Consider the following 26,102-nt stretch of genomic DNA (forward strand, 5'->3'; position numbering starts at 1 on the left):
GACGACAGTTATCCAGAATTTTCATACTTCAACATGATGTATCTTATCTGTGAAGGCGGGAAAAAGTGTTGATCCAGCTCAAACTTATGTAACTGTTACATTTTCTGGTGTCAGCCTGTTTGTTGATACAGGTTTGGTGCTTGCACACTGCTGCGTTCAACAAAAGTCGGCATCATTATCTGGCCTGTTACCTTTCCCCTGTTCTTATCGCTCAGGCTGATGGCCAGTCGTGCCGCCTGTTCAGCCATAATGGCAATGGGGTAACGGACAGTGGACAGTTTCGGGTGCAGATAACGGGCAATGACCAGATCATCATAGCCAACGACAGAGATGTCCTGCGGACAGTGCAGGCCGTTTTCCTGCAGGCCAAACAGCACGCCAGCGGCCATGATATCGTTGTAGGTGATGATGGCGGTCAGTGGTAAGCCTTTTGCCAGTAAGTCATAAACCCCCAGTCGTCCGCCATCTTCGGTGGGTGGGCAGGCGGCAATATAACGTTCATCAACAGGAATGCCCGCTTCTGCCATGGCTTTGTGGTGGCCTTTAAGACGATCTTGCGCGTCATCGATAAATTGGTCTGAACATAAATAGCCAATTTGTTGATGACCTTTATTCAGCAGGTGTCGGGTAGCAATGTAGCCTCCCTGAACATTGTCCAGAGCGATGCAGCGCTCAGCAATGGGTTCAATGTATCGATTAATCAGCACTAAACCGGGGATTTGGCTGGCAAAGTCTATCAGTGTTTCATCGGACAACCATTTGCTGTGCACAATGGCCGACTCGCAGTGACCGATCAGTCGCTCAATGGCCTGATGCTCGGTTGGTTCGCTGTAATGGCCATTGTGGATCAGCAGCTGTTTGTTGTGGTTTCTGGCAACCTGATCAATGCCTTTCAACATCTGGCCAAAAAAGGGTTCTGAAACATCAGACACCACCGCACCGATAGTGGTTGCCGACTGTCGGCCAATCACCGGACGATAACCCAGCTTCCGAATGGTTTGCCAGACCCGTTGCACCACTTCGTTACTGGTGTTGGGGGAGCGATTGACTACCCGTGAAACGGTTGCCGTAGAAACATTAGCTTCCCTGGCGACATCTTTTATTGAAACCATAAATAATTCATGTGTTTATGACCTTGGCTGGCGATATCGTAGCGGCAGAGGCCGGGGGGTGGGAAGTGGAAATTAAGGTTACGTATATCCGGATTCGGTTATGGGAGGGACTAGGAGCCTGTCGGACTTAAGACTGTCCTACTGCGGTTGCGATAAATTGGTCTAAAAATTCCTGCTTCTTCGTCAAATAGCCCCGCTATTCTCCTCAGAAGCAGAAATTTTTATCCTCAATTTCTCGCAATCCTCGCTACGGACGCTTAAGTCCGACAGGCTCCTAGCGCCGTTTCCGGGAGTTATTGCCAGGCAGATCGAGTGTGTCTCGTTCCATGCGTAGGATAATTACCGTTTTATGCAGTCGGGTACTTATTGCCAGCATCGTATATCCACCTGATAATCCACGCCGCTTATGGTGATCAAAGCCATACTGCCATAATCAGAGACTGACGATGAGTATGTAATGGTTGGATTGCATCGCTCAGGCCTCTGCGTTATTGACGTTCAGTTTTTTGATAATGAGTGGGCAACTGGAATGAGCCAAGCTGGCGAATATATCGATTCCTATTATCAGGCCACCGGGCATTCACTGGAACTTCAGCCGGTGCTGAGTGGCGATATCACTGCGGATGTGTGCATCATCGGTGGTGGCATGACCGGATTTAATGCGGCTATTGAACTGCGCAAGCGGGGCTTTGATGTGGTACTGCTGGAATCTGGTCGTATTTCCTGGGCCGCTTCCGGGCGCAATGGCGGACAGTGTCTGGCGGGCTACTGTCTGGGGCTGCGTGAGGTGGATGAAACCTTTGGTCCGCAGTGGGGAAAGCAGCTGTGGGATCTCTCCTGTGAGTCGCTGGATATCGTTCGTGATCGTATCCGTGAGTTCAATATCGACTGTGATTTCCAGCAGAACTATATCGAATTGGCCATCAAACCAGGTCAGGTAAAAGAGCTGAAGTCCTGGCTGGAGCTGAAGCAGACCCGTTATAACTACCCCAGCGTTACCTGGTGGGATCGGGACAAAATCCGGGAAGTGACCTCAACCGAGAAGTACCTCGGTGGACTGTTCGATACCAACAGTGGTCATATGCACCCACTCAACTACACCCTGGGCCTGGCCCGCGCAGCGATCGAGCTGGGCACTCGCGTATTCGAGCAGAGCAAGGCGAGCAAACTGGTCAAAGGCAGTCCAAACCGGATACTGACGGAGCAGGGCAGTGTGCAGGCGAAGCAGGTTCTGCTGGCCTGTAACGCTTACATTGACGGTCTTAACCGGAAAGCGGAAAGCAAAGTATTGCCGGTGGCCTCGTATATTGCCGTTACCGAACCGTTAGGTAAACGACAGCCTATTAGCAACAAAATGGCCATGTCTGACTTAAACAACAGTCTTGACTATTTCCGTCCTACTGCTGATGGCCGAATTCTGTTTGGTGGCGTGAACCATCCGTTCAATGGCGAATACAGTGACTCCAAAGAGCGTCTGCGTCAGCGGATGCTGAAGGTCTTTCCACAGCTTGATGATGTGAAAATGGAGTACCACTGGGGCGGTTTTTTTGCGGTTACCCGGGAATATATGCCGCATATTGAGCATCTTGGAAATGATATTTACACGGCACACGGCTATACGGGGCATGGTGTAGCACTGACCAATATTGCCGGGCGTGTGGTTGCGGAAGCAATGGCGGGGATGTCTGAGCGATTTGATGTGTTTTCCCGCATTCGCCACAAGTGGATACCAACGCCAAAAGTCCTTCGTGTACCGGCATTGGCCATGGCTATCTGGAAAGCAGAGCTTGAAGATTCCCTAGGAGGCTGATGGATTTTACGTCAGTCAGCGTTTTTTGGTTGGCTGATGTGAAATAATTTTGATGATGAAGTGAACAAAATGGATGTTCCTTTGTCTACTAGCGGGCGACACCATGTTTTCATGTTTTTGTTTTCATAAACAGGAGGTCTTCCGTGACTGCAATTATTAACTGGGGCTTCGGCTTCTTTCTAACGGACTATGCTGGCCTCTCCGGGTCCGTGTTCCGATCCATCATATCGATGCTGTGATATGTCAAGGGCAAGGAAGAGTATACTCTTTCTTGCCCTTGCCGCTTTTATTGACCGGATGTCAGTTTGGTAAACAGGCGGTTAACCTGACGGTTAATTCTGGAAGGCAGCACATCAAAGACAAATAACCGTTTTTTTGCCTCAGTGGTTGGATAGATGCCAGGGTTCTCACGAATGTCGTCGTCCACTAATGCTGTGGCGGATTTATTCGGGTTGGCATAAGCCACATAGTCAGTGATGTTGGCGATCACATCGGGACGCAGCAGGTAGTTCAGAAAGATATGGGCCTCTTCAGGGTTTCTGGCATCCTTGGGGATAGCTACGGCATCAAACCACAGGCCAGCACCTTCATCAGGGATCATATACTTTACGGTTACACCATTGTCCGCTTCACCAGCACGGTCTGCTGCCTGCAGAATATCCCCGGACCAGCCCATGGCGACACAGATATCACCATTGGCCAGGTCGGAAATTGAGCGGGAAGAGTGAAAGTAAGTGACGTAGGGACGAACTTTCATCAGCAGTGCTTCGGCTTTGGCGTAATCCGCTCTGTCGGTCGAGTTCGGATCAAGACCCAGATAGCTCAGGGCCGCAGGAATCACTTCGGTTGGTGCATTCAGGAATGCAACACCACACTGACTGAGCTTGCTGATGTGTTTTTCATCAAAGATCAGGCTCCAGCTGTTGATGGGAGCATCTTTCCCCAACTGCGCTTTCACCCGCTCCGGGTTATAGCCGATGCCCGTCGTGCCCCACAGATAGGGAAACGAGTACTGGTTATCCGGGTCGTAGGTTTCCATCAAGGTCATCAACTCAGCGTCCAGGTGCTTCCAGTTGGGCAGCTTCTCTTTATCCAGCGGTTGGTATACCCCGGCTTTGATCTGGTGAAGCAGAAAGTCTGCTGATGGTGCGACGATGTCATAGCCGGTTTTTCCTGAAAGCAATTTGGCTTCCAGAACTTCATTGCTGTCAAAGACATCATAATGAACCTTAATGCCAGTCTCTTTCTCAAAGTTGGCTATGGTGTCTTCGGCGATATAATCCGACCAGTTGTAGATATTAAGCGTACTCTGCCCTTCATTGGCCGTTGTGGCAAACGCAGGCGCTATGGCGAGAGAAGCAGCGATTACAAGAGTGGATACAGATTTCCCCAGATGTCTGATCATGGTGAATCCTTACAGCAAGCCATGGGTGAGCCTCCTGGTACTCCGGTCAGTTGGAGCCAGTTACTCTTCGATGGCATTTTTTCAATAATCAGTAGTGACTCAACGGAGTCGCTACACCCCCAGTCATCAGGTTGATGAAAATGAAGCTGCGGAAGATAGCAACAAGGTTATGGGAAATCTATCGTTGTTGTATGGAATAGCGGTAAAAACCTATGACTGAGTGAACCTGAACAGGCTTTCGGAACATATCGCTGATGTGCATAGATTGCAACGGCTGCTCTGGAGGTGTTAGATTCTGCCACCCCCATGGCTTATTTCTTTTGCACTGATGTCTACCCCGCTATTTCTTCTTGCTTCTGATCACCCTGCCATTCAGGCTTTGCTTGAAGGCCTGGCCGCACAGCCTAATACAGCCTTTAGTCACCGTCTTCAAGACGTTGATGAAGGCGCTCTGGTGGCTTTTGATGCATCCGGAGAGCTGGCGATTCAACGTGCAGGATCGAAAGAGAAGCCGATTGTCGTTGATTTTGTCGGTGGCAAGGCAGGGCATCGGCGCAAGTTTGGTGGTGGCAAAGGGCAGGATATCGCCAAGGCCGTGGGTCTGAATAAAGGCGTCAAACCATCGGTGCTCGATGCAACCGGTGGATTGGGGCGGGATTCGTTTGTGCTGGCCAGTCTGGGGTGCAATGTCACCCTGATTGAACGGTCACCGGTGGTGGCAGCCCTTTTGGCAGATGGTTTGCGCCGTGCACTCGGCGATAGTGATATCGCGCCCATTGCACAACAAATGTCGCTTTTGCCTGGTAATGCCATTGAGCTGATGCAGGCATCGGACAATAAGTACGATGTTGTTTATCTGGATCCGATGTTTCCTCACCGGGAAAAGTCGGCTTTGGTCAAAAAAGAGATGCGGTTGTTTCAGGATCTGCTGGGGGATGATCCGGATGCGGATCAGTTGCTGCAACCGGCACTGGATCTTGCTCAGTATCGGGTTGTTGTGAAAAGGCCAAGGTTGGCACCGGATCTTAATGGTCGGGCTCCCACCTACCGGCTGGAAGGGAAAGCCTGTCGCTATGATATCTATGCCCTGAAAGCATTTTCCGGGTAATCTGTCTAACGATAATCGTGGTTATGGTATGACCAGCTTATCGCGTGCTCTACCCGCTATGGAACTCTCCCGAAATAACTGCCACATTTCCGATGTTATCCAGTAAAAAAACATTGCCACAGAGACACGGAGGCACGGAGAAAAGAAAAAACTCTTTTCCTCTGTGGCTCCTCTGTGGCAAAAAGAGGAAGTTATTCAGGGACAATTCCTATTCATGGCGTAGATTTTTCTCCTGAACCGTTACTGACTCCGTAGCGACTGGTCTGGTTGATACTGTGTCGTATTTCAGTGGTTAACAGGGTGTGCGCCTGATCAGCCACTTTCTGAATATCATCGCCAAACACCAGTTTATTGGTTTGCGTGATCTCCAATACACCGTGATAGCGCATCTGGGCAATAAAGCCACGGAACAGTGATTTATCAAAAAACTCCGGCGCATTAAGACCATGAATGATCGACAGGCGCTGTGCCAGCACCCCACTCTGATGTTCCAGGGCTTCTGCTTCAATATTGCCACTGCCATTGCGCAGGAGCAGGCTGATCACCATATAGAAGCGTTCCAGTGTCTGGACAATGGAGCGTGAGAAAACATTCAACATGATGTATTCGGCGGTGGCAGGGTCCGGCTGGAAATAACACGCTTCGCCATCATCATCCTGACCATGGGTAATCAGTCCTTCTGCAACCAGACAATCCAGCCATTTTTGCACCACGGCCAGCGCTTCGTGTTGCGTCCACTGCAGGAACAGCTCCGCCTGCAGGTAAGGGTAGAGAACCGCACTGATGCGCAGAATCTCTTTTCTGGTGATACTGGCACAGTTCACAAAGAAACAGCTGATCAGGGACGGGATGGCAAAAATATGCAGCACATTGTTGCGATAATAGGTCATGGCAATGGCTGTTTTCTCATCCATGCTGATGATATCGCCCAGCGCATCGGTCTTTCTCTGGATCAGCTGCAGGTTTTCCACATAGTGAATCATGCTGCGGGCATCCAGATCGGTCATTGCCGTCCGGTCACTGTAGGGAGCCATGGACAGTAGACGTGTATAGCCACCCAGCTGGCGAACCAGCTCCTCTTCACCCAGTGCATGCCTTGGTGAGGAAAGCAGGGCAATGGCGACCAGGTTGACCGGATTGATGACCGCTGCCGCATTGATTCTGCCAGCCAGCATATCGCCAAGGTTCGACGTGGTTTTTTCCAGCCATGCCGGTTTGTCATTGGCACCTGAGCTGTCTTTCCAGTTGGGTGCCTGTGAACTCAGGAATGAGCCCAGGTCCAGTGGCTCACCAAAAGTGATCCACGCCTTGCCAAACTCATTCCTCAGGGCCGCCAGTGTGCGGACTATATCCAGGGGGGACTCACTTTTCTTGGCTTCACCCCGGAGTTCGCCCAGATAGCTGGCCATTTCCAACAGCTTTTCATAACCGATATAGACCGGAACAAACGCCAGCGGCTTGCGATGGTCACGCAGGAAACTGCGGACGGTGATGGAGAGCATGCCGGTTTTTGGTGTCAGGGTACGGCCGGTTCTTGAGCGACCGCCTTCAATGAAATACTCGGTAGCAAAGCCTTTACTGGTCAGCGTGTACATGTATTCATGGAAGACCATGCTGTAAAGCGGGTTGCCACGGAACGTTCTGCGCATGAAGAAGGCACCGCCCTTACGCAGAATGGTGCCAACCAACGGCATATTCAGGTTAATGCCCGCAGCAATATGGGGCGGTGGCAGACCTTCATAGTACAGGACGTACGACAGTAGCAGGTAATCGATATGGCTTCGGTGGCAGGGCACATAAACAATCGTATGGCTCTGTGCCAGCGCCTTCAATGGCTCGACATGATTGATTTTTACGCCGCTGTATAGCTTGTTCCAGAACCAGGTCAGGAGAATATCCAGGAAGCGGATCACGGGCATGGAGAAGTCAGAAGCGATTTCATTGGCATACTTCCGGGCTTTTGCTTCGGCTTCTACCAGAGTGATTTCCTGAGCCGCAGCTTCTGCCGCAATGGCTTTCTGAATCCTGGGCGTATGAATCAGGCTGTTGACCAGCATACGACGGTGGGAAAGATCCGGCCCCAGAACCGATGCTTTTTTCTGGCGGAAATGCACCCGGAGAATCCGGTTGACCTTGCGCACACTGCGGGCATGGTTGTTACTGTCACCCATGATTTCCTGCAGTGATAAGGCAGGGCTGAAAGACACCATGGTCTGTCGGCCGTGCAGCAGGGTTGCCAGAAACTTCCGGAAACGTCCGCCAAGGCTGAAGTTCCAGTCAAACAGCAGTTTAAAGGCGGACTGTTCTTTTTCCGGTGAGCGTCCCCAGATAATGGTAACGGGAACGAGCTGGACATCCTCATGCTTTGCTTCAACCTGTCTGACCAGCGCTTCCAGCAGTTCCGGGGGCTCTGGCCGTTCTCTCTGGAGAATCAGGCCTTCGTGCTGGCTAAGGAAAAAGTGCGCTTTGCTCTGTGGCTGGTCAGCGACAATGGGTTTGTAAGGGCGGGGCAGACCTGCTTTTATGCACTCACCTTCCAGCACCATCAGGTCCGTCAGGGAGCGCTGGTGCATAACATAGACCACCGGTTTTCCGGTCTGCAGGTGCAAAGCTTCAGGATTGTTGTTTTCAACCGTGGTACGCACCCACGTGGAGAGGAGTTTTCTCAGGCTATGAAAAACATAGCGATTCAGGGTAATGGGCTTCAGCATGGAACTGGCTCTTGGCCTGCATCCGTCAGTAAAGGAGATAATGAACGTCAGAAGACTGGTACCGGTAAACCGGTACAGGCCTCATGGCTTGGTATTAAATGGTAGCTCTCAAGTCGCTGATGAGTTAATCGGGCATTCTAGCCTGATTACGTGGTGTTGCGCAAAAGTTACGGAGCTTCGATATCAGGAAGAAACCACTCTCCATTCGACAGTATGGCTCCTAGGCTGCTTTGCGGTTATGAAGCGTTAGGCCACTTGATCAGCTTTTCCTGGCCGTGTTCATCCAGTTGCCACCATTCATCCATATCAGCTCCTTCCTGCCAGGGGCCGGAGTTACAGCGAACCCGGCATTGCCCATAGGCCTGAAGGCTTCTTGCGCACTGGGTGTCATCCTGCCAGGGGGTGCCTGTGGTTTTAAACCAGATGCTGGTCCAGGCTTTGCCAACAGCGTTTTCAACAATCATCACCGTAATGGTGTTGTCCAGGCGGGTGACTTCCATGTCATGCACCACCTTGCCGCTGTTCACTGTCACAACGGTATCAAAGGTATCGTTCAGCCAGTCGGTAATAGCCTCCAGGGAGAGACCGCTGGCATACACTTCAATATCGTCGACTTCGGCTGCGTCAGCTTTTGATGGATCAAGACTGCTCATTGGAGAAACGTCACTTTTCAGCTAGCAAATGCCTAAGTATACCCGTATAGATTTCCTGCAGGGTATCAAGATCTTCCGCGTAAACGCACTCATTCACTTTATGGATGGTGGCATTAACGGGGCCAAGCTCTACCACCTGGGCACCAGTAGGCGCGATGAAACGACCATCGGAGGTACCGCCGGAGGTTGATAACTCCACCTCCATGCCGGTAACGTCCCGTATGGCTTGCTGAGCGGCATTGACCAGGGCCCCGGGGCGGGTTAAAAACGGCTGACCGCTCAGGTACCAGTCAATATCGTACTTCAGCTGATGATGGTCCAGAATCGCGGTGACTCTTTCCTGAAGCTGCTCAGCCGTGACCTCTGAAGAAAACCGGAAGTTGAAATTCACCTGGCACTCGCCGGGGATGATATTGCTGGCACCGGCACCGGCCTGAATTTGCCAGATCTGGAGGCTGGTGGGCGGAAAGAATTCATTGCCTTCATCCCAGACTTCGCCGGTCAGATCCGCAATGGCCGGGGCTACTTGATGTACCGGGTTTCTGGCCAGGTGAGGATAGGCGACATGTCCCTGAATACCTTTGACCGTAAGGTGGCCATGGAGTGAGCCACGGCGGCCATTTTTCACCACATCTCCCACCCGGTTGGTGCTGGATGGCTCGCCAATCAGGCACCAGTCGATTTTCTCATTTCGAGCCTCAAGGTGCTCAACCACTTTTACCGTACCATTTTTGGCGGGGCCTTCTTCATCGCTGGTGATCAGAAAGGCAATGGACCCTTTATGGTCAGCGTGTTCTGCCAGAAAGTCTTCGCAGGCGGTGACCATGGCGGCAAGGCTGCCTTTCATGTCGGCGGCTCCACGGCCGTGCAGCATGCCGTCGATGATGGCTGGCTGAAACGGTGGGTTGTCCCACTGCCCTTTCGGGCCGGCGGGCACCACATCGGTATGTCCGGCAAAGGCGAGCACCGGGCTCTGGTCGCCTCTGCGCAGCCAGATATTATCGACCTCACTGAAGCGGAGTCGCTCAACCTTGAAGCCCAGTGGCTCAAGTCGGCTGATCATCAGTTCCTGACAGCCCGCATCTTCAGGAGTGACGGAAGCGCGGCTGATCAGGTCCATGGCCAGTTGCAGGGTTTTGGAGGTCATAGTCAGGGAATCAGTCATTTATTGTTCTGGAAAGAAATCGGATAGTTGGCAGCAATTGCAATGCAGTCTAGCATTTTTCGCCGGACTGCAACCATGTGAGAATTTCCCGAACGTACGGTTGTGCTGTGTCGGACTGAAACGCCGAAAAGGTGTTTTCCAGGCGTTTGCGGGTGAAACCGGAAAAGTTCAACGTGCCTTCTTCGGTAAAATAGAGCAGGTTGTTTTCGATGGCCGATGCCAGCGATTGACCGCAAAGATCAACCACTGCCTTCCTGAAGCTGGCATGGCCATCAAACCGGTCTCGTTGCTGGTAAAGGTCAGCCAGAGTGGCCAGCGGTATCATGGATAGCCAGGGCTGGATCATCGGGTTGACGGCATGGCCACGGCACCAGTCGCTGATTTGCCATGGGCGGCCGGTGAAGGTATAGAGTCTGAGCCGGTGTTTCAGCCATTCGGTATCATTGACCGGGTAGTTGTCCCAGAGGAAGGGTTTGCGTTGGAAGTGGTCCGTCATTTCCTGCAAACCTGACTGGTCATAGCCAAGGGAAATAACGTGGTCGCCCGTCCAGAAAATATCAAACTGTGGGTCCAGGTATTGGCCCAGGTCAGACCAGTAGCCTTCGGGCATGGTGCCGTAGACTCTCTGTAATAACGGGTCTTTTGAGTAGTAGGTGCCTGCGACAATAAATTGGGTCGCGGTGCTTTCTGCGGCAATAAATTCGGCAATGTCAGCCTGGGTTTTTGCCAGGTCATCAATGTCGTTACTGAAATCATCAAAGAGAATACAGAGAATCTGTGGATTCAGTTGATTGATGCTGGCGATTTTCTGTTGCAGCTGTTGGCGACTTTTCTGGTTCAGCTCCCGTACATTAAACGGCGTTAGTCCGATACCAAAACGCACATTGTTCTGTTTTAGCGACAAACCCAGTGTGTTCAGGTGGTTGAAATCCTGTTCTGGCCAGGGCTGATTCCATTGTTCGCGCAGATAAGGATCATTCTTTGGTGCGTAGATATAGAAATTGAAACCTTTCTTTGCACAGAAGCTGGCATAGGCATTCCTGGACTCCCAGGACCACTGGTTTTCCTGGTCATACAGCCCTTCTATTACGCCATAATGGAATGCCATGAGCGGATATTTCCCTGTTTAAAGTGAGTCAGACTAAGATGTTTTCTGCTTGAACTCACAAAGGTCTTCAATAATGCAGCTACCACATTGTGGCTTTCTTGCTTTACACACGTAACGGCCATGGAGGATCAACCAGTGGTGGGCATCCATCAGAAACTCTTTGGGAACCAGCCTGACCAGCCGTTTTTCCACTTCCAGCACATCCTTGCCGGGGGCAATGCCCGTTCGGTTGGATACCCGGAAAATATGGGTGTCCACCGCCATGGTGGGCTGATGAAAGGCGGTATTTAAAACGACGTTAGCCGTTTTTCGTCCAACGCCGGGAAGTGCTTCAAGATCTTTCCGGTTATCGGGTACCACGCTATTGTGCTTATCAATCAGCATCTGACAGGTTTTGATAACGTTTTCTGCCTTGGCATTGAATAACCCGATGGTTTTGATGTACTCCTTCAGGCCATCAACACCCAGGGCAAGTATTGCTTCAGGGGTATTGGCAACAGGGTAAAGTTTATCGGTGGCTTTGTTGACCCCTACATCGGTGGCCTGGGCAGACAGTATCACCGCGACAAGCAGTTCAAAAGGTGTACTGTAGTTTAGCTCGGTCGTTGGGTTGGGGTTAGCGTCCCGAAGCCGGGTAAAAATCTGTGTGCGCTTTTCCTTGTTCATCCTTTGACCAGTAAAAAGTATAAAAATCAGTTTGTGCTTATTTTAATGCAAAACAGGGCTGGAATGCCCTGTTTCTGATCACTAGGAGGCTTACATCCGAAATGTCATGACCAGGCCGAAATAGTTCCGGTCTTTATCCTGATTCTCTACCTGATAAAAGGTTGGAGCAAATGCCAGACGGATATCAAAGTCTTCCATAACGGGCTGTTCACGGTCACCATTGATCCACTGGTCAATGCTGTCGACCGGATCCAGGAAAAACAGCGCCGTGGAGCCCAGGCCGGCAGAGCCCCATACCAGACCGTCATTGTCGACAATTGTGCGCTTCTTCTGGTAAGCCCATTCACCGTATAGCCAGCCACCAATGGGCGTTACGATAATATCCTGAATGGAAGGCACTTCAGCGATGGCTTCGATACCGTACTCCCAGTAGAAGGTGGACATCAGGAAGGAGTAGACAAAGGAGTTCCACTGGTTGTAACCAGACTCCCGTGCAACGATGTAGTAAACACCACCGAAGTAAGGGTGTGTGACGTAGTTCAGGAAAAAGTCATCTTCATCCATCACCGGGCCTGAACTGACATTATCCCACCACTTTTTGTGGAACTGTTTCATGTCAGACTTATCCCAGTTGGTAAAGGACTCCGGCATAACGGCCAGGGCACCAATCACACCAACGCCCAGACCGAACATGAGTTTTGTCTGGGACCAGAGACGTGCCTGATTCTCCTGAGGATTGTCATCGAACAGGGTGATCGCCCATGGGGAGCGCTCTTCCTGAAGAGAGAGGGTGAATTCAGCGTCTGGCTCCGCCACTGATGGGACAGTAGAAGCTGTGGCGTTGGCCTGGACAAAGCCGGAAAGCATGATCAGGCCAGATAAAAAAACTGGCAATATCTGGTTAAGCATCGTCTTTTATTCGTGAGATAGCTGGGGGGAGGCGCAGACACCACCCAAAAACGGGTTATCCATTCAGGTCATTACCCCTGTTCTGGACAAAAGAGGACGATTCTATAGCGAATTCGGTCAATAATCGATTGAGGTTTATCATTATTTCCAGTTTTATCGGGCTGATAAATCAGGCTCTTATTTTGTTATGCCGGATTTCTGACTTTGTTCAGAGTAGTGGTTCAGGCAGCCTGAACACGAATAAGGTTGCACATGCTACATTGAAATAAAAAAGCAGTATAGGGATGTATCGTGTTTAATAAGCAGTTATACCTGTCAGTCGTTACAGGTTTATTAATGATCGGTGGACTATTTCCTTCAACCAGGTTGCTGGCAGTATCCTCACCGGAATATGCGCCTGTTCCATTTACTCAATATTGGAATGTTATTGCCAACCAACTTGCTGAGAGCCTCATCGCCAGAGGACGCCTTGGATCAGCTACCGTTTATGTTGATAAAAAACATGCCGCTTCAGGTGTTGCCCGATATCTGGAAAAACAGCTGTCAGTTTCATTGAAAAAATCCGGTGTAAACGTGACGGCTCCAACCAATGCCTTCAACATGATTGAGCTTGATGTTGATGTTCGAACCCGGTCGAATGGCAGGGGGACCGTGTACGCTGAGGGAGGGGATATCGACCAGTTGTGGGAGATAAAAGAATTTGGTCCTGTCTATTCAGATCAGCTTGATCATTTAAAAATAGATCCCCTGACAATGAATCGACCAATAACCGTAAACCCGATTTCAGATACCGATACAGAAGTTATTATCACCGCCCGGGTTATGGATAGAGGCTGGATTCTGGTATCGCAAACGTATGCGTTCTATTTTTCTGCTGAACGGGCAGGTCTTGAATATAATCCTCTGTATAACGGATTAACCAGGGCAGAAGCTTTTTATGCTAATAGTGATGCCCTGTTTATAGAACATCAGAATCAGCAGGGTGGCTTTATAGATCACCAGAAAAAACTGGATAATCATATTCAGCAGTTGATTGACAGCTATAATCTTGATGTGGATTTTTAGGGACGTTCGCAGGTTGGCATAACATCAGCAAGCCATCCTGCGAAGAATGCCTAAACCAACAGTTCCAGTGGCGGTTGCTCAGGCTTATAGAGCTGCCATTCACCGGCTTTCCTGGATTCAAACAGCTTCCATTCCGGGGCTTTAACCCAATTAGTTGTCACATGATAATCCGGATTTAACAACTGGATTGCCTTTCTGGCTGAGTCGATGGCAAGGAACAAATCTTTAGAGCTTGTCAGCGAACACTCGTCACCACAGGCACGGATGGTTATTGGAGAGTAGTCATTGTTGTACCCTCTATTGGCAACCACGCGTTCTGTGGCAATTTGCTGGGCACGTATATGGGGCTGGTTGCTGACCAGAACGATGTCTCCGGGAGTGGCTCCAGGCAGTAGTTCCAGGGCATTTAAGGCAGACACCATCGTTGCTTCGGTGTTTGGTCTGCCAGTGATGATATTTTCCTCATTGAGGTTGAGCGTGTATTTGCCATCTTCCTGAAGAGATTGCTGAAAGAATTGAACTTCTCCGGTATAAGTTACATAGATGGTTTGTTTGTTCAGAAAGCATGTCTGCTGACTTTTCTGGTCACTTTTCTCCTCACTTATCTGCTCACTTTCCTGAACGCTTTTCTGATCGTTTTTCTGGTCAGCCATACGGAGCATGTCCATAAGAGCCATTTGGGCGTGAGCTTCTGTGGTAGTGGATCCCAGGGTAGTTTCAAACTTTTTAACCAGCTCACCCATGCGCTTAAACAGACGATCATTGCTAGTAACATCCTGAAGCTCGTCGACGTCGCCCAAAGTCCTTGATGAACCGTTACAGAGCAGCAGTCCGGGCAGTTTATTGTCACTGTTTTGTGCAATAGCGAACTTAGGGCGAAGGTGCATTCGAGGGATAGCCGCTCCCGGAAAAAGAAGAACTGATTGATCAGTAAACTCAAGGGGCTCTGAATCAGCAGTCCTTAAGGGCTCAAGTGCTGACCGTAGCTCATTTTTGGCAGCGTCACTCAGGTTTTCAATGACTTCAGTTTGCTCTATGGCATTCCAGCGCTCCACTATTTTTCCCTGTTCTTCCCTGAGAATAGGGCTTTGGTGGAAATAGACGTCAAGTTGCCTGACAAGCTTAGTCAGACTTTCGTACTTTTCTGGCTCCGGCAGTGCATCGAAATTGTCTGGCTTTCGTAGCGAGGCGTCTGGTTCCTTTTTACCAAAGACTTTGTTCATTACTTTAACCAGATTTACTGTATCGAGGATAAAGCGCTGGTTGTCCAGGATGCATTTCTGGAGTTGTGTCAGTTCAACAGGCTGAGTTGATCTGCTCACCTCCACGTCTTTAACCGCTTTTTCATTGCCTGTTGGTGTTGATTGCAAGGGTGGGGGAGTCGATTGAACAGATAACATTACAGAATTTTCCTCTGGTTTAATGGGGGCCTGTCTGGCAAATCAAAAAAGGTTTACGATTCTGATTCAATAGACAGGTAATCAGAGAGTAAGTTCCTGTGTCGGCGTTAAGAATATTCAAACATTACCGGTAACCCTGACCCGTTTGCTTACTTTTGCAGTTACCGGTTGCAGGCTTTTCCTTCTTTCTTCCAGGCGACGATCAACAATATTTTTAATGGCAATCAAAAAGCCCATAAAGACAAAGGCACCCGGGGGAAGAATGGCAAACAGGAACTGCTTGTAGTTGGCAATCACCGTAATGGTCCAGTCAGCGGCAATGGGGCCCAGCAGCAGGTCCATGCCGGAGAACAGCGTGCCCTGGCCAATCAGCTCCCGCAGTGCCCCCAGCAATACCAGAATCACAGCGAAGCCCGTACCCATCATCAAGCCATCAAAAGCGGCAGGCAGCACCGGGTTTCGGGAGGCAAAGGCATCGGCCCGGCCCAGGATGATGCAGTTGGTGACAATCAACGGAATAAAAATACCCAGTATTCGATAGAGTTCGTAGGTATAAGCCTGCATCAGCAGTTCGATACAGGTGGTGAAAGAAGCAATAATCATCACAAATACCGGCAGGCGAATGGCATCGGTTACCTGGTGCCGTATCAGCGAGACGGCAACGTTGGAGCCCATCACCACCAGCATGGTGGCTATGCCCAGACCAAGCGCATTGACGACACTGCTGGAAACCCCCAGCAGAGGGCACAGGCCAAGCAGCTGGACCAGTGCCGGATTGTTTTTCCAGAGACCGTCCAGGGCAATCTTTGCGGCCTGGCTGCCAGCAGTGCTCTGGTTCGCCACAGTGTCATTTGTCATATTGAATCTCCTCGCGGACACCGGCAAGTGGGTCCAGCAATAGCTTGCGGTTTGCCTCAAAGTATCGCAGTGCGCGGTACACCGCAGCGACAACCGCTCTTGGCGTTATTGTGGCACCGGTAAACTGGTCAAACTCACCACCGTCTTTTTTCACTCCCCAGCCTTCGCTAACGGGGTTGCCCAGGGATTTGCCGGCAAACCCGAGAATCCAATCGGTGACATTGCTGTTGATCTTGTCGCCAAGCCCGGGTGTCTCTTTGTGGGTGATGGCCCTGACGCCTGCCAGCGTACCATTGCGGTTGATGCCCACCAAAAGCTCAATTCGCCCGCTATACCCGTCAGGTGCGGTGACCGGCAGAATAACGGCAGAGACCGCCCCATCATTCAGGGCAATATAGGCGTCACGTTGATCCTGGCTGGAAAGCAGGGGGGATGGTTCCAGATCAATTTTCGAATCTACCAGCACATTGTCGTGAGTATCGGCCGGTAAAATCTCCATCAATGCTTTGGCTTCATAGGCTCGAACCTGTGTCTCTATTTGGTCCTGAGTCATGATCCAGGTCACGGAAATCAGGCCTACGGTAAATACGGCAAACAGGCCAAGGCCCAGGCTATTGCGAAAAATGCTTTGCAGCAGACCGTTCCCGCCGGGAGCCTTGCTGTCGGTGGTGTCTTTTAAAGGAATCTGGCCGTCACTCATGTTTCAGTCCTTCTTTGGCAGGCCTTTATTGGCCTTGTGGTGGCCATAAGTGCGTGGCTGAGTGTAATAGTCGATGGTGGGGGCAGCCATATTCATCAGCAACGTGGCAAAGGCGACACCATCCGGGTATCCACCCCAGGCACGGATGACGTAGACCATAACGCCAACACCCGCACCAAAAATCAGACGTCCACGGTTACTGGTTGCACCACTGACCGGATCCGTAATGATAAAAAAAGCACCCAGCATGGTGGCACCACTGAGCAGGTGGAACAGTGGGGAACCATGACTGTCTGACCCGTTACCACTCCAGAACAGGGTCGCCATAATGGCAATGGCGGCGAGCATTCCCACAGGGCCATGCCAGGTAAATACTTTGCGCCAGATCAGAAAGACGCCGCTGGCCAGATAAGCCAGGTTAACCCACATCCAGCCACGACCAGCCATGCCATCAAATACCGGGTTGGCTTCCCAGAGTTCATTGATGGTCAGGCTTTTGTTTTCGCGCAACACATCCAGTGGGGTGGCCATACTGATGGCATCAACACTCTGACCCAGGGGGAAAATAGTGAACAGCGCATCGGTCAGGCTGTTGTTATGACCTTCCAGCCCCAGTGGTGGCAGCCAGGTGGTCATTTCCTGTGGAAACGAAATCAGTACTACAACATAGCCCAGCATGGCCGGGTTAAAGGGGTTCTGACCCAGGCCACCATAGAGATGTTTACCAATGACCATACCGAAGGACACAGCGACCAGTGATAGCCACCAGGGAGCAAAGGGCGGCAATGCCAGCCCCAGCAGTACACCGGTCAACAGGGCGCTGCAATCACTCAGGTAGAAGCTTACGGACCGTTGGCGCAGTGATACCACGGCTGCTTCGCAGCCCATCGCAATCAGGGAACACCAGACAACATTGATCAGTGTGCCCCAGCCAAAAAAGAGCGTTTGTGCCATCAGACCGGGGATGGTGGCCATGATCACCAGACTCATGACCCGCTGAGTGCTGTTTTGTCCCAGCGCATGGGGTGAGGTCTCTCTTCCCCTCTGGCTGATGGACGATCTGCTATTAATCAAAGCCATTCAACGATTCCGCTCTGTTGTGTCTTTATCATGCTTCCCGGGTTTCCTCCCACCCAGAGCGTGGGAACGAGGTGGCTGTAGCTGCAAGTCACGAGAGACTCTCCAGAGCCTGTTTCAGCTCAGCCGCCTTTTGTTCCGCTGCCACCAGCTGTTGTTTCAGCGTATCCTGCTCATCTTCACCGGTACTGGCGATCGCTCGCTGAAGTTTTTTCACCGCAGCGTTGGCCATGGCCGACTCGATTTTCAGCTTTTTTGCTTCATCAGTTAACGGCGCTTTGGCCTTTGCTGACGGTTTGGCATCCGCAGAAGGGGGTATCGCTGTTTCTGCCGGAGGCTCTGAAGCCTCAGCTTCGAGGCGCTTGATGTTGGCCTGGCACGCTTCGACGGCCTGCTTGAACGACTCGGTGTTTTCCTGCTCATCAGGAAAGCCGCTCTCAACCGCTGCTGCCAGTGCGCGCTCTGCTTTTTTCAAGGCCGCTTTGGCCATGGCCAGTTCAACCTTGCGTTTCTTCTCATTGTCTGAGAGTGCCGGTTTGGCAACTTTAACGGGCTTCTCTGGACTGTCTTTGCTGGCAGAATCCTGACTGTTTTCATCAAACGCCTGCTGAAGTTGACTCACCTGCTCATTCAGCATCGCCAGATTAGACTTCAGTTGTTCAATATCTTTCCTGTCGCCTTTAAGCTCAGCAGAAGCTTCGGCGGCAGCCAGCGCTCTCTCTGTCTTTTTGGCCTGAGCTTTGGCCATGGACAGCTGAACTTTCAGCTCTTTTTGTTTGGCAGAAAGTGGTCGATCAGACGCTTGTCTGCCTGAGGCAGGCTCGGAGTTCCCCGCAGCAGCCGCTGCTTTTCGTGCCTTGGCCCGGGCGATAGCGGCCTGGATCGGGTCTTCTTCGGCTTTGGCGTCGCTTCCGGTTTGTTCCGCTGTTTTGGCCGCCTTCAGTTTTGCTGCCCGTTCGGCATTGGCTTTTCGTTTGGCTTCTTTCTCGGCTTTTTCCTGCTCCAGTCTGGCCAGGCGATCTTCGTAGCGCTGTTTGGAGCGCTCGGACTTGGTGTGTTTGGCTTCCTGGGTACGAATAGCGCCTTTGGATGCCCGGTAATACTGAACCAGCGGAATAGACGACGGGCAGACAAAGGAGCAGGCACCGCACTCTATACAGTCAAAGAGATTGTGGTGCATAAGCTGCTCATGGTTCTCAGCCCTGGCGTGCCAGTAAAGCTGCTGGGGCAGCAATGACGACGGACACGCTTCGGCACAGTGCCCGCAACGGATACAGGCCTGGGCATCCGGTGCTGCCGGAAATTCATCCTCCGTCGCGGCAATCAGGCAGTTTGAGGTTTTGATCACCGGGATATCCATGCGATCAACAGTGAAGCCCATCATGGGGCCGCCAAACACCAGCGTTGATAATTCGGACGTTTTGAGCGCCGCGTATTGCAGCAGGTCCTGAGCCAGTGTACCGATCAATACGTCGACATTTTGTGGCGCTGCCAAGGCATCACCGGTGAGGGTGGTGATACGAGAGATCAGCGGCTTGCCATCCACAATGGCGTCCTTGACGGCAACGGCTGTTCCCACGTTCTGAACCACCATGCCCAGATCCGCAGGCAGTTTTCCGGAAGGCACCTCCTGACCGGTAAGAATCTGGATCAGCTGTTTTTCACCACCGGAAGGGTAGATGGTGGGGAAAACGACAATGTCTATATTTTTGCCAGCCGCTGCCCTGCGCATCGCGGTGATGGCTTCCGGCTTGTTGTCTTCAATACCGATCAGGCACTCCCGGGCACCGAGCATGTATTGGAGGATTTCTGCACCCTGGATTACCGCATCAGCCTTTTCCCGCATCAGCATATCGTCGGCGGTAATATAGGGCTCACACTCCGTACCATTGATAATCAGGGTATTGATTGCTGTGCCGGGTGCCAGTTTGATGGCTGTAGGGAAGCCTGCGCCACCCATACCGCTGATGCCGGCATCACGTACTTTTTCTACCAGCTCAGCAGGCGACAGTTGACGATAATCCGCTACGGGTGCCAGTTGACACCATAGCTCCTGACCATCGGTTTCAAGAATGATACACAGGTCATAAAAGCCGGAGGCATGGGGGATCGGACGGTTCTCAATGGCGGTAACAGTGCCCGAGGTGGGCGCATGCAACGCGGCGCTGACAAAGCCGGACGCTTTGGCAATCATCTGGCCTTTGAGTACTTTGTTTCCCACGCGGATCAGCGGATCAGCAGGCAAACCGGCGTGTTGCGACAATGGCAGTACCAGTGTTTCAGGCAGAGGCGGAACACTGACAGGGCGGCTGGTGGACTGATGCTTGTTTTCTTCCGGGTGAACCCCGCCGGTCAGCGGCCAGATTTTGCGTTCAGAACTGGCTATCACCTGGCTCCCGGCCACAGGGCTCTGTATGTCCTGGTGTGGACTTTTGACAATTGCGTTCATACGGTCTGCCCCCTGAGGTCAGTGGCAATCAAGCCAGCCTTGCCATGATTCGGCTGGGGCAGCGCCCAGCTCCAGGTCCTGACCGTGATATCCACAGGACGCATTTCGATACAGTCAACAGGGCAGGGCTCAACACAGAGATCGCAACCGGTACACTCATCGGAAATCACCGTATGCATCTGTTTGGCGGCGCCCAGGATGGCATCCACCGGGCAGGCCTGAATGCACTTGGTACAACCGATGCACTCCGCTTCCCGGATAAAGGCAACTTTGGTGATCGACTCCTGCCCATGTTCCGCATCCAGCGGCTCAGGCTCCACATCCAGCAGGTCCGCCAGTGTGTTGATGGTTGCCTGGCCACCGGGCGGGCACTTATTGATGGCATCGCCATTGGCAATGGCCTCCGCATAAGGGCGACACCCCGGATAACCGCATTGGCCACACTGGGTCTGGGGCAGAATTTCATTAATCTGGTCAACAATCGGGTTGCCTTCCACCTTAAAACGGATAGCAGCAAAACCGAGAATCGCCCCGAAAATCAGGGCAAGAGCCAGCAGGGCTCCAATGGCGTAAAGAACAATGTCCATGGACTAACGCAACCGCTCCTTCAGCTTTTTATCACGTCTGGCATTTCTCATCATGGTTTGAAATCCTGCACTCACAGTTTGATCAGTCCGGTAAAACCCATAAAGGCCAACGACATCAGACCGGCGCTGATCATACCGATGGCGGCCCCTCTGAACGGTGTTGGTACATCCGCCGCGGCGATGCGCTCACGCATGGCGGAAAACAGCACCAGTACCAGGGAAAAACCGGCCGCCGCACCAAAGCCGTAGGTGGCTGAATCCACCAGTGAGCTGTCCATCCGGTTGGTGTTCAGCAGGGCAACCCCGAGTACCGCACAGTTTGTGGTGATCAGTGGCAGGAACACGCCCAGCACCTTATGTAGCAGCGGGCTGGTTTTGCGCACCACCATCTCGGTGAATTGCACCACCACGGCAATCACCAGAATGAATGAGATGGTTTTCAGAAACTCCAGATTCAGTGGCAATAGGACGTACTTATACGTTAAATAGCTGCAGATAGAGGCCAGTGTCAGCACAAAGGTGGTAGCCATTGACATACCCATGGCCGACTCCAGCTTGTTGGACACGCCCATAAAAGGACACAACCCAAGGAATTGGACCAGTACAAAGTTGTTGACCAGTATGGCGCTGACCAGAATCAGTATCAGTTCGCTCATTGGGGTTTCCTGCCGCAATGCCCGGCCCCTGGAAGGCTGGTCGAGAATAGCGCTATTCTCGGTCAGCCTCCTGGAGAGCCGGTCGATCAAAAGTGCTGTTGGGTACCTGATGGAAGGCGTCAAGTATATATTTCCGAAATAAGCAGATAAATCATGTTTAAAGATATAAATCGAATAACGATAAACCGATAACCGGTTTGGATGCTTTTTTCGGAAGACTCATTGAGTCTTAAATGAATAGCCTCCTGGCTCAGGAGGCGGGGATTATAACGCCACAACCGGCCGGATGCATGTAGTGATGCCTCTAATGGGGCTGACGAATACCGAACAGGCAACAATGCATAGTATTTACCGATAAAAACAATGCACGCTATTTCCCGTTAAATAAAAACAGTGCATACTGTTTTTCGGTCTAAAATCCTTTTCAGATCAACTATCTCTATTCTCTGTTCTTAACGACAGATACATGGTTCGCCACAGCCTGGTGAACTGAGATCCCAACATCCATTTCTGCAGGAGTCCCTCCATGAATAAGCCGTTGGTTGTGATCACCGGAGCCAGCTCTGGTATCGGAGAAGCTGTTGCCAAAGCAATGAGCCAACTTGGACACCCTTTGTTATTACTGGCCAGAAGGATCGAGCGCCTGGAGGCCCTGGATCTGACTGACGCACTTTGTCGACGAGTGGATGTGACAGATCGTGATGCCCTGAAACTGGTTATCGAAGAAGCCGAGTCCCGCTATGGACCTGCAGACTGTCTTATCAACAATGCCGGGCTAATGCAGCTGGGGCGTGTCGATGAACAGGATCCTGCCGAGTGGGATACCATGGTTGATGTGAATATCAAGGGTGTTTTGAATGGCATTCATGCCGTTGCCCATCAGATGAAAGCCAGAAAAGGGGGAACCATCATTAATATCAGTTCAGTGGCCGGTATCAAAAGTTTTCCAAATCATATGGCCTATTGTGGCACCAAGTTTGCCGTGCATGGTTTGTCTGAAACCCTGAGAGAAGAGCTGGCTGACGACAGTGTAAGGGTGGTAACCATCGCACCTGGAGCGGTAGAAACTGAGCTGCTGAGCCATACCACATCCAGTGACATCAAGGAGGGCTATGAACAGTGGAAGCACGGCATGGGAGGCGTTATTACGCCAGAGGATATTGCCCGTTGTATTACCTTTGTGTATCAGCAGCCGCAAAATGTCTGTATCCGTGAGCTGGTAGTGACGGCTACCCGACAAACGGCGTAAAGGATTTAAACTCTGACAGGCACCTGACTCTGACGACCCCGGGGTTGTCGCGAACATGTTAAAAGTGGTCTCGATGAAAATCGGCTCGCATGCGCATTCACAGTGCATGCAAGCCAACTCGAGTCCTCAAATGAGGTTACGTAGTTAACCAAATGAAATCATATTTCCTGACTTAGTGGACAGGTAATTGAAACTGTTCATTGTTGTACCGTTCTTGCAGTATACGGGCGATCTCTGCATCTTCACCCTCTTGTTCAGCCTTGATTCTTATTTGCCTTTGCTGATTTACTTGCTCAAAGAGTGCAATGCGCTCATTTTTCAACTGGACAATTAGCTGTTGCTCTTCTTTTGATGCTTTTAATTGCTCCTTGTATTCTTTGTATTCCTGCTGGAACCTTTTGCAGGATTCAGTTATGGCCGCCTCGTCATGGTTCCGGGGATTATTAAGCAGGCTTAGAATACAGGAAGCGTGCAAAGTGCTATTTCCATAGAGGTTTTCAGTATAATGCCAATGAATGAAGGCTTGTTCGACCTTGCGCATTTGTTCTGGAAGATCTTTAAGGTTTTTAATGTAAATCTGTTCAAGTTGCTGGTAAGGTCGGCTCAGTCTGAATTTGAAAAGCGTTTTATAAGGATCCTCTTTTACAGGAGAGTGTTGATCGCAGTACCTTTTTAATTGTTTTTCCACATCAAATGACTCTTTAATCGCTCTGGTAAATGGTTGACCCATTTCCCGCTCCACGATCGCACAGTCTGGCGACAGGCGAGTATGTTCAATCCATGGGATATCATCAGGTTTCCAGTTGCCAATATGTATATAACACTGATCACAATAAACTGAGTCAATATGTTCACTTGAGTCACTATGTTTACTGCAGGAAAATCCCGCTTCAGCCAATTCCCTCGGAGTATGATGGGGGAAGTTCTTCTCAAAGCCCTTGAATGTGGCTGCTTTGGCCATCAGCATATCAGTTCGTTGAGAAGGGCTTGGCGTGATCCCGTGGGGAAGCCGGGTACAAACATGCCCGGAAGGTGCATGATGTGATTTACGGGTATGCAGATCTCTTGGCTCAAACGGCGTGCCGGGAGGCGCGTGAATTTCCAGTAATCCCGGAACCGGTGCATAACAACGAAGATCAGTAAATGAGTTGCCCGCCAGGGGGTTACGAGAGTGAGCCGGTGTATGGCGCTCTTCCCCGGGCTCTGATAGAAGAAGGTATCCACGCTGAGGGGCTCGAAAAACATTCGGGTTAAGCCAATGACATTCCATATTTAGATCCGTCCAGAGGTATATTGGTTTATAACTCTCTGACCAGTTTCTTACCGGAAAGTTCCCTCAGCTAATTCAGTTGCTCCCGGCGTTGGGGGGCACCGGCGCAGCCCTGCGTTGATCAATAAGGTGTTGAATGGTCAGAACGGGATGTTTAAGAAGCAGGCGAGGGCCAGCCCATTTCATCACTTCACGAATTTGTCGGCGTTGTTCCGGCTTGTAGCAGTGGACCTGGCAGTTAGTGCAGGTGGGTTTTTCGACACCATAAATACAGCGTTCAAGCCGTCGCTTGCTGAAAGCCAGCAGAGAGAGGCATTCATTGCACAGGGTGGGGTGCTGGTGGTGGTGGTGGCAGTAAAGCTCAATCATGCGGGTAACGGTAAAATATTCACGGGCCAGCCTGGGGTGATCTTTCAGGCGGCCTTTGAGAGCGAGGGGCATAAACAACGTAACCTTCTCTGTTTCGAGGAAGACATCCTCCCATAATCCGCCTTGATTGCCAAATCAGGCCATTCGAAAATGGCACTGACGAGGTCTGATGGCCATTGAGAACCAGTCTATTCGTGTCGTTTATACCCGTTGACCTGTGACAAAACTGAACTTTTCTCACGAAGTTATTTCTACTACTCAAGTACTGAACAAATTTGCTCAGCCCATTAAAATAATCACTTGAGTCAGTAATTATGCAAACCACTATCAGCAGCTGCCACAATACCCCTTCTACGCCAGAGCCTCAGGCTGCTGGTCAGTCATTACCAGAGAACATTTCTGTTAACCCCAGTGCTGTAAAGGAGACTGTTTCACGATATATCATCGAACATCAAAAAATACCCTTGTCCTTAAGAACTGTATTAAAACTGACAAACGAAGCCTGCCTCTCGTTGCTGAAAAAAATTCCTTCAGGTGGAACAGAGTCAGAAAAAAAAGAAGCAATTCATCGTATTGTTGAAGAAATGATCTATTCCGACCTGCCCAGTGTTAAGCTTCAGGAAATTGATGATTTATTTAAGCGCCTCCCCCTGGTAGCAAAGAAGCTTGAATATAAAGATATCCATACCAGTGAGTTTATCCATCGACGGGAAGTATCGGAGGCAAGCAATGAATCACTAACCTGTGTTAAATTGGGGTGCCTGAGTTTTAATGTTTATGACAAAATTGACAGCATAAAATCCCGTATAAAGGTGATCAACAAGGTTACTCAATGGGTGTGTGACTATCTGCAAAAACTGCCGGACAGTCGGGTAACTTTTATATCCATGGGGGCTGGAGCATTGTTGATGGAGCAGCTGATTCACCAGCAAATCACCAAGAGCGGGGTATCAGATAAAAAAATTGCCTGGCGTTGTATAGATATTGATTACGAGGAGGATCCCTCTCGTTCCCCGGAGGCTTCACAGACTCTTAAAGATGTCAGAAAGCAGTTTATAGAGGGAAAAAATGTCCGGTTTTTTACTACAGCAACCACCTACCTGAACAAAAAGTTAAATGGTCAGCAACTCCGGACCACAGATAGAGAAAATAGTGCGATTGTCATTTTAGAATTTAACCCGCCCACACCCACTCATGGCAACAGTCAAGAAACACTTGGTAATACTGGTGGATATATAGTGTCAGGCGCACCCTGTGAGATTGCCAAGGCAAATTCTGTTTTCTTATTAATTGGAGCAGAAGATCAACATTCAGATCTTGAAAAGTTCGTTGGTGACCTTGATTCTTCAATATCATGGATGAGTTCATCAATGCAGTTCATTAAAGTTTCAATAAATGTCTCAGGTGAGCCGGAGGTTTACCTTTCAGAGTTCTATAAAAAGAATTGTGAAGCACTCGGCCTGAAGTTCAAAAACATTGTGTTATCTAATTTGAATCAACAAAAGGCTATCGGTTCCCCTATCATCAGGGCTGAAAAGGCTCTCAATGAACTAAAAGAATTCATTCTCCGGGCTGGCTGGTCTGCACAGGTGTTTACATATTCAGAATACAATGACAGCGTTGATCAACTCACCAGGCACTTTTACAGCGGGCAACAAGACAGTATTGATCGGTCTCCCGGGGCGTTGTTCAAACTGCAACACAAACAGATAACCATCACCGATAGTGCAGATTTTGCCGCTTTGAGCAGCAGTCAAGGTGCCGTATAGAAGAGA

General features: G+C 50.6%; 22 protein-coding genes. 5 read left to right on the plus strand and 17 right to left on the minus strand.

Annotation, left to right across the window (positions count from 1 at the left end):
• Positions 1 to 110 precede the first annotated feature (110 nt).
• A complete protein-coding gene (locus tag CX664_RS19170; RefSeq protein WP_101748286.1) occupies positions 111 to 1,112 on the minus strand; it encodes a substrate-binding domain-containing protein in 1,002 nt (333 codons plus the stop codon).
• A 529-nt stretch (positions 1,113 to 1,641) separates the two neighbouring features.
• Between CX664_RS19170 and CX664_RS19175 the strand changes: the two genes are divergently transcribed.
• The gene (locus tag CX664_RS19175) at positions 1,642 to 2,922 is read left to right on the plus strand and encodes an NAD(P)/FAD-dependent oxidoreductase (RefSeq protein WP_101748366.1); all 1,281 of its coding nucleotides are present in this window, start codon (positions 1,642 to 1,644) and stop codon (positions 2,920 to 2,922) included.
• A gap of 286 nt (positions 2,923 to 3,208) precedes the next feature.
• On the opposite strand, the gene CX664_RS19180 is transcribed toward CX664_RS19175, so the two are convergent.
• Complete coding sequence (locus CX664_RS19180; RefSeq protein ID WP_101748287.1) at positions 3,209 to 4,327, minus strand: polyamine ABC transporter substrate-binding protein; 1,119 nt, start codon at positions 4,325 to 4,327, stop codon at positions 3,209 to 3,211.
• A gap of 328 nt (positions 4,328 to 4,655) precedes the next feature.
• Between CX664_RS19180 and CX664_RS19185 the strand changes: the two genes are divergently transcribed.
• Positions 4,656 to 5,435 carry a class I SAM-dependent methyltransferase gene (locus CX664_RS19185; RefSeq protein ID WP_180966560.1) on the plus strand — a complete coding sequence of 260 codons (780 nt, stop codon included), beginning with the start codon at positions 4,656 to 4,658 and terminating at the stop codon, positions 5,433 to 5,435.
• Between the two features lie 212 nt (positions 5,436 to 5,647).
• Here CX664_RS19185 and plsB read toward each other — a convergent pair whose 3' ends face one another.
• The 6 genes from plsB to CX664_RS19220 form a co-directional block, all read right to left on the minus strand.
• Positions 5,648 to 8,146 (minus strand): glycerol-3-phosphate 1-O-acyltransferase PlsB, encoded by a 2,499-nt coding sequence (plsB, locus tag CX664_RS19190; RefSeq protein ID WP_101748288.1) that lies wholly within the window; start codon positions 8,144 to 8,146, stop codon positions 5,648 to 5,650.
• Positions 8,147 to 8,382: 236 nt separating this feature from the next.
• Positions 8,383 to 8,799, minus strand: coding sequence for a hypothetical protein (locus CX664_RS19200; protein WP_101748290.1), 417 nt, complete (start codon positions 8,797 to 8,799; stop codon positions 8,383 to 8,385).
• 10 nt (positions 8,800 to 8,809) lie between these two features.
• Positions 8,810 to 9,964, minus strand: a complete 1,155-nt coding sequence (dapE, locus tag CX664_RS19205) for a succinyl-diaminopimelate desuccinylase (protein ID WP_101748291.1) — start codon at positions 9,962 to 9,964, stop codon at positions 8,810 to 8,812.
• A gap of 49 nt (positions 9,965 to 10,013) precedes the next feature.
• Positions 10,014 to 11,072: a beta-N-acetylglucosaminidase domain-containing protein gene (locus CX664_RS19210; protein ID WP_101748292.1), complete on the minus strand. Its 1,059-nt coding sequence runs from the start codon at positions 11,070 to 11,072 to the stop codon at positions 10,014 to 10,016.
• Between the two features lie 33 nt (positions 11,073 to 11,105).
• Complete coding sequence (nth, locus tag CX664_RS19215) at positions 11,106 to 11,738, minus strand: endonuclease III (RefSeq protein ID WP_101748293.1); 633 nt, start codon at positions 11,736 to 11,738, stop codon at positions 11,106 to 11,108.
• A 90-nt stretch (positions 11,739 to 11,828) separates the two neighbouring features.
• On the minus strand, positions 11,829 to 12,647 hold the full coding sequence (locus CX664_RS19220; protein WP_101748294.1) for a DUF3943 domain-containing protein: 819 nt from the start codon (positions 12,645 to 12,647) through the stop codon (positions 11,829 to 11,831).
• A gap of 336 nt (positions 12,648 to 12,983) precedes the next feature.
• Between CX664_RS19220 and CX664_RS19225 the strand changes: the two genes are divergently transcribed.
• Positions 12,984 to 13,712, plus strand: a complete 729-nt coding sequence (locus CX664_RS19225; protein ID WP_101748295.1) for a hypothetical protein — start codon at positions 12,984 to 12,986, stop codon at positions 13,710 to 13,712.
• Between the two features lie 50 nt (positions 13,713 to 13,762).
• On the opposite strand, the gene CX664_RS19230 is transcribed toward CX664_RS19225, so the two are convergent.
• The 7 genes from CX664_RS19230 to rsxA all read right to left on the minus strand — a co-directional run bounded on the left by CX664_RS19230 (position 13,763) and on the right by rsxA (position 21,439).
• Positions 13,763 to 15,112 carry a hypothetical protein gene (locus tag CX664_RS19230; protein ID WP_101748296.1) on the minus strand — a complete coding sequence of 450 codons (1,350 nt, stop codon included), beginning with the start codon at positions 15,110 to 15,112 and terminating at the stop codon, positions 13,763 to 13,765.
• A 117-nt stretch (positions 15,113 to 15,229) separates the two neighbouring features.
• Positions 15,230 to 15,970 (minus strand): electron transport complex subunit E, encoded by a 741-nt coding sequence (locus CX664_RS19235; protein ID WP_101748297.1) that lies wholly within the window; start codon positions 15,968 to 15,970, stop codon positions 15,230 to 15,232.
• Positions 15,960 to 16,670, minus strand: coding sequence for an electron transport complex subunit RsxG (gene rsxG, locus CX664_RS19240; RefSeq protein ID WP_101748298.1), 711 nt, complete (start codon positions 16,668 to 16,670; stop codon positions 15,960 to 15,962). The genes CX664_RS19235 and rsxG overlap by 11 nt, the downstream gene beginning before the upstream one ends.
• Before the next feature lie 3 nt (positions 16,671 to 16,673).
• Positions 16,674 to 17,750, minus strand: a complete 1,077-nt coding sequence (rsxD, locus tag CX664_RS19245) for an electron transport complex subunit RsxD (RefSeq protein WP_101748299.1) — start codon at positions 17,748 to 17,750, stop codon at positions 16,674 to 16,676.
• An 88-nt stretch (positions 17,751 to 17,838) separates the two neighbouring features.
• Positions 17,839 to 20,196, minus strand: coding sequence for an electron transport complex subunit RsxC (rsxC, locus tag CX664_RS19250; RefSeq protein WP_101748300.1), 2,358 nt, complete (start codon positions 20,194 to 20,196; stop codon positions 17,839 to 17,841).
• Complete coding sequence (gene rsxB / locus CX664_RS19255) at positions 20,193 to 20,783, minus strand: electron transport complex subunit RsxB (RefSeq protein ID WP_101748301.1); 591 nt, start codon at positions 20,781 to 20,783, stop codon at positions 20,193 to 20,195. The genes rsxC and rsxB overlap by 4 nt, the downstream gene beginning before the upstream one ends.
• A 71-nt stretch (positions 20,784 to 20,854) precedes the next feature.
• The gene (gene rsxA / locus CX664_RS19260; protein ID WP_101748302.1) at positions 20,855 to 21,439 is read right to left on the minus strand and encodes an electron transport complex subunit RsxA; all 585 of its coding nucleotides are present in this window, start codon (positions 21,437 to 21,439) and stop codon (positions 20,855 to 20,857) included.
• 526 nt (positions 21,440 to 21,965) lie between these two features.
• On the opposite strand from rsxA, the gene CX664_RS19265 reads away from it, so the two are divergent.
• On the plus strand, positions 21,966 to 22,688 hold the full coding sequence (locus CX664_RS19265) for an SDR family oxidoreductase (protein WP_101748303.1): 723 nt from the start codon (positions 21,966 to 21,968) through the stop codon (positions 22,686 to 22,688).
• Between the two features lie 172 nt (positions 22,689 to 22,860).
• On the opposite strand, the gene CX664_RS19270 is transcribed toward CX664_RS19265, so the two are convergent.
• Both CX664_RS19270 and CX664_RS19275 read right to left on the minus strand, forming a co-directional pair.
• On the minus strand, positions 22,861 to 23,649 hold the full coding sequence (locus CX664_RS19270; RefSeq protein ID WP_180966561.1) for a baculoviral IAP repeat-containing protein: 789 nt from the start codon (positions 23,647 to 23,649) through the stop codon (positions 22,861 to 22,863).
• 384 nt (positions 23,650 to 24,033) lie between these two features.
• Entirely contained in the window at positions 24,034 to 24,399 is a 366-nt protein-coding gene (locus CX664_RS19275) for a nitrous oxide-stimulated promoter family protein (protein ID WP_101748305.1), read from the minus strand.
• Between the two features lie 440 nt (positions 24,400 to 24,839).
• Here CX664_RS19275 and CX664_RS19280 point away from each other — a divergent pair, with 440 nt between their 5' ends.
• Complete coding sequence (locus CX664_RS19280) at positions 24,840 to 26,096, plus strand: hypothetical protein (RefSeq protein ID WP_146000159.1); 1,257 nt, start codon at positions 24,840 to 24,842, stop codon at positions 26,094 to 26,096.
• Positions 26,097 to 26,102 lie beyond the last annotated feature (6 nt).

Source organism: Endozoicomonas acroporae (genome assembly GCF_002864045.1).
Taxonomy (GTDB): Bacteria; Pseudomonadota; Gammaproteobacteria; order Pseudomonadales; family Endozoicomonadaceae; genus Endozoicomonas; species Endozoicomonas acroporae.